The organism is Burkholderia sp. Ac-20379 (assembly GCF_017104645.1).
GTDB lineage: Bacteria > Pseudomonadota > Gammaproteobacteria > Burkholderiales > Burkholderiaceae > Burkholderia.
On sequence record NZ_JAAGPF010000362.1, the window covers coordinates 1 to 6,368 of the forward strand.

General features: G+C 66.3%; 5 protein-coding genes. 2 read left to right on the forward strand and 3 right to left on the reverse strand.

The genetic code is table 11. The annotated features are described in order from the left end of the window. The 3 genes from G3N92_RS28940 to G3N92_RS28950 form a co-directional block, all read right to left on the reverse strand. On the reverse strand, nucleotides 1-563 hold a 563-nt coding region (locus G3N92_RS28940; RefSeq protein WP_206131001.1), incomplete at its 3' end, for a DUF4286 family protein. A gap of 48 nt (nucleotides 564-611) precedes the next feature. Beyond that, nucleotides 612-1,430 carry a shikimate dehydrogenase gene (locus G3N92_RS28945; RefSeq protein WP_206131002.1) on the reverse strand — a complete coding sequence of 273 codons (819 nt, stop codon included), beginning with the start codon at nucleotides 1,428-1,430 and terminating at the stop codon, nucleotides 612-614. Then, complete coding sequence (locus tag G3N92_RS28950; protein ID WP_206131003.1) at nucleotides 1,427-3,034, reverse strand: CoA-transferase; 1,608 nt, start codon at nucleotides 3,032-3,034, stop codon at nucleotides 1,427-1,429. Before G3N92_RS28950 ends, G3N92_RS28945 begins: the two co-directional genes overlap by 4 nt. A 357-nt stretch (nucleotides 3,035-3,391) precedes the next feature. On the opposite strand from G3N92_RS28950, the gene G3N92_RS28955 reads away from it, so the two are divergent. After that, a complete protein-coding gene (locus tag G3N92_RS28955) occupies nucleotides 3,392-4,465 on the forward strand; it encodes a LacI family DNA-binding transcriptional regulator (protein WP_241015083.1) in 1,074 nt (357 codons plus the stop codon). Nucleotides 4,466-4,840: 375 nt separating this feature from the next. Continuing rightward, a complete protein-coding gene (locus G3N92_RS28960; RefSeq protein ID WP_206131005.1) occupies nucleotides 4,841-6,160 on the forward strand; it encodes an MFS transporter in 1,320 nt (439 codons plus the stop codon). The last annotated feature ends 208 nt before the right edge of the window (nucleotides 6,161-6,368 follow it).

Sequence of the window (6,368 nt, forward strand, 5' to 3'; positions counted from 1 at the left end):
TGCCGCCGCGCGGCCGCCCGCGCGCCGGCCTCGGTCGTGCATTCGATCATCGCGATGCGCGCCGGCACGTCGCCCGCGCCGCCCCGTTGCTGCGCTTCGTTCGTCTGGACGTGGCTCGCGTCGAGGTCCGTGGCGAACAGATGCGACGCGACCACGTCGGGCTGCGTCAGCAGCTCGGCAAACCGCTGCCGCACGAACGCGTCCAGCGCGTCGTCGGGTTCGGCGCGGGCCGGCTGAAGCCGCGCGGTGACCACGAACGCGCCGTTGCTCTGCCCCGCCGAATGCGCGATCCGGCACAACGCGCGCGTGGTGTTTCTGAAATGCCTGACGGTGGCCAGCGTCGCGGGCGTCGGGTGATTCAGACGCTCCAGATACGCATGGCCGGTGAGCACGTCCAGGCCGGCGGCCTCGTACACGGTCAGCCACTCCGGCGACGCATCGGCGCCGCGAAAGCGCCGGCCGCGAAGAAACCCTTCCAGCGCAAGCCGCTCGGGAATGTGTTCCTTGTTGTGCCACTCATAAAAATCGACACGTGCGCTGTCGACCACATCGTTCCAGATCAAGACAACCGCCGAGCCAAGCACCGACATGTTCAGCCTCCCTAATCGTGATCAAACCGCGCGGCGCATGCCGAAGAATTCGAGGATCGCGTCCACCTGGCCCGCATGCATGTCGACGCCCGTCACGAACGCGCATCCGCACCGCTGCGCCAGCGCGATCAGCGCGGTGGGCCGATCCGCCGGACGAAGCACGACGTCGCCCACCAGCACATCGGGAGCGAACGCGTCGAACGGCGCGGGCAGGCCGTCCGATTCGCGCATGCCGACAATCGACGCGTTGACGATCAAATCCTTTCCGGCCGCATCGGCGCGTCCCGCCACGACCGAACACGCGCCGGCATTGACGGACAGCGCCGTGGCGACCTGCCGCGCACGCGCGCCGTCGAGATCCGACAGCGTGACGCTGGCCACGCCCGCGTCGATCAGCGCGCCGGCAATCGCGCTGCCCGCGCCGCCGCATCCGAGCACGAGCGCGCGACGGCCCTCGACACGATGCCCGCGAGCGAGCAAGCCGCGAACGAAACCCTCGCCGTCGAACATGTCGCCGAACCATGCGCCGCTACGGTCTCGCCGCAAGGCATTCACGGCGCCGACGCGTTGCGCGCGCGGATGCACCGCGCCGGCGATGGCCAATGCGTCCGCCTTGAACGGCGACGTCACCAGCACGCCATCGAGATTTTTCGTCTTGAGCAGCGCAGGCAACACGTCGCGCACATCCTCGCGCGCGATATGGACCGGAACGAGCACGGCATCGACGCCGGCCCGGGAGAACTCGGTGCAGTACACCTGCGGCGAACGCACCTGTTCGATCGGGTCGCCCACGATCGCGTAGAGACGCGTCGCGCCACTTATGGCAAGGGGATGGCTCATGCGTGGCTCCGGCTCCATTGCGCCACGCGCTCGGACCGATAGCGCCGCTCGCGCGCCGAGGTTTCGCCGGCGATGCCCATCAGGCCCTGCGCGAACAGGCGCGCATCCATCTCGCGCACGTCGCTGGCGATCGGCGTGCGGAACTCCATCTGCGCGAACACGTCCCGTTCGATATCGATGCCGGGCGCCACTTCGATCAGTTCGAGCCCCTCGGCGCCGACACGGAACACCGCCCGTTCGGTGACGAACAGCGCGGAGTTGCCCTTGCGATGCGCGAGCGCCGCGTTGTAGCAGATCTGCTCTAGCGAACGCACGAACTTGCGGTGCCGCCCCTCTTCCACGATCGTCGTGCGGCCGCCTTCCCACTGGACATCGAGGCCGCCTGCCGTGAGCGTCCCGCTGAAAATCACGCGCTTCGCGTTCTGGCTGATGTTGATGAACCCGCCGACGCCCACGATCTTGTCGCCGAACCGGCTGATGTTGACGTTGCCCCTGGCGTCCACTTCGGCGAACGAAAGAAACGCCAGATCGAGGCCGCCGCCGTCGTAGAAATCAAACTGCGATGGCTGTTCGATCATGGCGGCGAAGTTCTGTGCGCCGCCCGAATCGCGGCCGGTGATCGGCGCGCCGCCGATCAGCCCCTGCTCGTTGGTCAGGACGACCGATTCGAGCAGCCCTTCCTCGGCGGCCACCGTGGAGAGGCCGGTGGAAATGCCCGCGCCGAGATTGCACACGGCGGCGGGATAGAGCTCCATCGCGGCGCGCCGGACGATCACCTTGCGCGGGCCGAACGGCAGCGCCTTGATGTCGCTGAGCGGCACGCGCAGTTCGCCGGCGTAGCTCGGATCGTAGTCGGTGGCATAGGTCTGGCGCTGCTCGGCTTCCACCACCACGAAATCCACCAGAATGCCGGGGATCTTGACCTGCTTGGGCGGCAGCGTCCCGCTGCGCGCCATGCGCTTGACCTGCACGATCACGATGCCGCCGGCGCGGCGCGTGGCCTGGGCCATCGCGATCATTTCACCCAGCACGGCCTCCTGCTCCATCGTGACGTTGCCGTCCTCGTCGGCGGTCGTGCCGCGCAGGAACGCCACGTCGATCGGGAACGGCTTGAAGCGGAGCCACTCCTCGCCGTCCAGCTCGAGCAGTTCCACCAGCGGCTCCACGGTGCGCGGGCTTTGACGCGCGCCCTGCTGGCGCGGATCGACGAACGTGTCGAGGCCCGTTTTCGTGATCAGGCCGGGGCGCCCGCCCGCCATTTCCCGCATCAATTGCGACAGCACGCCCTGCGGCAGCGTGTACGCCTCGATCCGATCCTCGGCGGCCATCTTCAGCAGGCCGGGGGAATCGATCAGCGCGCTCGTGATGGCGCGCTTGAGCAGCCCCTCGTGCGCGAGATGGCACGCGCCCAGCGAAATGCGATCGCCGATGCCCACCACGCTGATCGAGGTGAGGTCGCGCGGTTGCCGTTCGCGCTGGAAGCGCCGCTCGACGGCGGCGAGCAGCGCTTCGGGCACGGCGTGACCGCCGCCCGACCCGCTGATCAGGACGGAATCGCCGGTGCGCAGCAGCGCTGCGGCTTCATCGGATGAGATTCGTTGCATGACGTTGCCTGGTTGGATGGGCCGAATGCGGCCGGACGATTCAATGTAACCGGTCTCACAACATGCTTCAAGGCGAATCCACGCCATCCTTCTTAAATTCAGGGATAACCACTACAACCCATGACAGCAATGACTTTCACGATACAACCTGATTCATCAGGCTTTCTATCTTCTTAATGTAACCGGTTTCTCAATTACACAAAGCGATCGACAGGCGCGACGTTCGCCCGGCTTCGGGCGGCGAAACCCGCCGCCCGCACGCGCCGGCGACGCGGCCGGCCGGCCTCCGTTCGGGGTCGTTATAATTCCCCCGAACGCGATCGGCTCGGGCCCTGCATGAACAAAGAGAAAGCAAAATTGACGACTTCCGATTCCACGGATGCCAGGAAGCCCCGCTCGCCGTCGAGCGTCACGCTGCGCGACGTGGCCAAATTTGCAGGCGTGTCGTCCGCCACGGTGTCGCGGATGATGAACAAGCCCGAGGCGGTCTCGAACGAGTTGAGGGAGCGCATCGCCGCGGCGATCAGCCATTTGGGCTGGGTGCCGCACGCGGCGGCTCGGGCGCTGGCCACCCAGCGCACCGGCACGATCGGGGCCGTCTTCCCGACCGTGTCGAACGAGCACTTCGCGACCGCGATCCAGGCATTGCAGGAAGCGCTCGAATCGGCCGGCTACACGTTGCTGCTCGGCTGCTCGCAATACGACACGGAACGCGAATACAACCAGATTCGCAACATGCTCGAACGCGGCGTGGACGCCGTCGTGCTGGTCGGCGAGTCGCATCACCCCGATCTCTACCCCACGCTGGCCCAGCGCGGCGTGCCGTTCGTCAATACGTTCACGTACCGGAAGGAGAGCCCGCACCTCTGCGTCGGCATCGATAACCACAAGGCCTTCTTCGACTTCACCACCTACCTGCTGAACCTCGGCCACCGGCGGTTCGCCATGCTGTCGCAGACGGCGGACTCCAACGATCGCGCCCGCGCGCGACGCGACGGCGTTCGGGATGCGCTCGCCGAGCACGGCCTCGGCATCTCCGCCGCGCACATGGCGGAAGGCTTCTGGGGCGTCGGCGTGGGACGCACGCTGTTCTCGCAGGTCATGGACACGCCGCAGCCGCCTACCGCCATCATCTGCGGCAACGGGACGTTCGCCATCGGCGCGATGCTCGAAGCGACGCGACGCGGCTACGACATCCCGAACGCCTTGACGCTTGCGGGGTTCGACGATTTCGAGATCATGTCCGAACTTCCCGTGCCCCTGACGACCGTCAGCGTGCCGAGCGCGGAAATCGGGCGCACCGCCGCGCAGATGATTCTCGCGGAACTCTCCGGCGAGCACTGGCCCGGCAGCGTCGAATGCGAAGCGACGATCATCGTCCGCGCGTCGTCGGCGCCCCCGCCCGGACATCGGGCCGACCGCGACGCCTGACCCGCGCGCCGCGCCGTCTCGACGCGGCACGCACGCCGCGCTTCCTTTCGCTACCACGCGCAACGGCGGCAGCACCTCTTCGCGCTCCCACGACACCGCTTTCAAACAGGCTGCCCCGCGATGGGCGGCCTCGGCCGATTTGCGCGCCTGCGAAGAGGGCACCTCGCGCGGTCAAGCCGTGCCGCACCACACCGATTGAAATCGGTTTCAACATTTCACATCAAGCACTTACGCTCGATCTCACACTCTTTATTTATTCAAATTCATACATTTAGGTGTATTCCCTAGACGCACGAAATTTCAATGCGAAGGTGTTGCCCACCTCAATGAGACCGGTTACATTGGCTCGACACGAGATTCGCACAAGGAGACACCATGCCACCGAACATCACACTGGAACGACAGCCCGCCAAACGCTGGTATCGAGAGATCACCGGCACGCAGTGGCGTGTGCTCATTGCCGCCTGGGGCGTGTGGGTCAACGACGCACTCGATTTTCTGGCGATCACGTTCGTTCTGAAGGACATCGCGAACGAATTCAACGTGGCGCTCTCGACCGCCTCGCTGCTGCTGCTCGCGACCTACGGCGTGCGCTGGATCGGCGGGCTCGCGTTCGGCGGCCTGAGCGACCGGATCGGGCGCAAGATCCCGCTGCTCATCACGCTGGCCTGGTTCACCGCCGGCGCGGTGGCCACCGGCCTGTCGTGGAGCTTCGTTTCCCTCGCGGTGTTTCGGCTGTTGCTCGGCTTCGGCATGGCGCCCGGTTTTTCCCTCGGCGCGGCGATGGTGGCGGAATCGTGGCCCGAGCGATACCGGGCCATCGGCATCGGCATTCTCGACACCGGCTGGGGCCTCGGCACGATCGGCGCGGCGCTCGCCTATCAGTTCATCTACCCGACGTTCGGCTGGCGCGGCATGTTCTTCGTCGGCCTGCCCCCGGCGATCGTGCTGGGCCTGTTCATCGTGTTCTGCGTGCCGGAATCGGAGGCGTGGAAGCAGGCCCAGGCGCAAGCGGCGCATCAGCCGCGGAAGAACCCCGTGGTCGAGCTGTTCCGCCGCTATCCGGGCCGCGTCGCGTATCTCGCAGTCCTGATGTTCGTGCTGTGCTTCGGCAACTGGCCGTTCCAGGCGCTGCTGCCCACCTACCTGCGCAACCTGAATCTGCCGGCGGCGTTCGTCAGCGGCGTGGCGATGTCCTCGGCGGTCGGCCAGATCCTCGGCTTCATCGCCAGCGGGTTCATCGCCGAGAAGCTCGGCCGGCGCGGCGCCATCTCGGCGATGATCGGGATCGGCTCGGTGTGCGTCGCGGGCCTCGTGCTGTCGACGGCCAGCACCGCCGCCGCGCTGTTCTTCGCATTCCTGAGCGGGTTCTTTCTGGTGGGCGCGTCCGGCATCTGGGGCACGATTCTCACCGAGAACCTGCCGCGGGAAGTTCGTGCGTCGGGCGTGGGGTTCCTCTACAACTTCGGGGTGATCGGCGGCGGCCTGGCCCCGTTCATCACGCTGTCGGCCATGAGCCGCTTCACGATCTCCATGCCGATGGCGATCATCATCTTCTCGATCGGTGCGGCGTTGCTGGGCGGCGTGCTGCTCTACTTCACCCGGGAAACGAAGGGCATGAACCTGAGCGAGATCGACGACGAGGCGGCGCAACACGACACCTACCGGCACGCCGCGCCGGAAGCCCCACGCTGAGTACCGCGCCGGGGGAGCCCGCCCTCCCCCACTAACATTCGTTTTTCTCAAGTTAGACGATAAAAATCGTCGCTTGCCCCGCCCCCCACGCATGACAACAATTCACCTGCCAGGATCAGGAGGAGCGTTGTCATGCGGGACGAACACAATTACATCAATGGCCGGTTCGTGGAATCGGCCGAGGCCGGCTTCATCGCCGTGACCGACC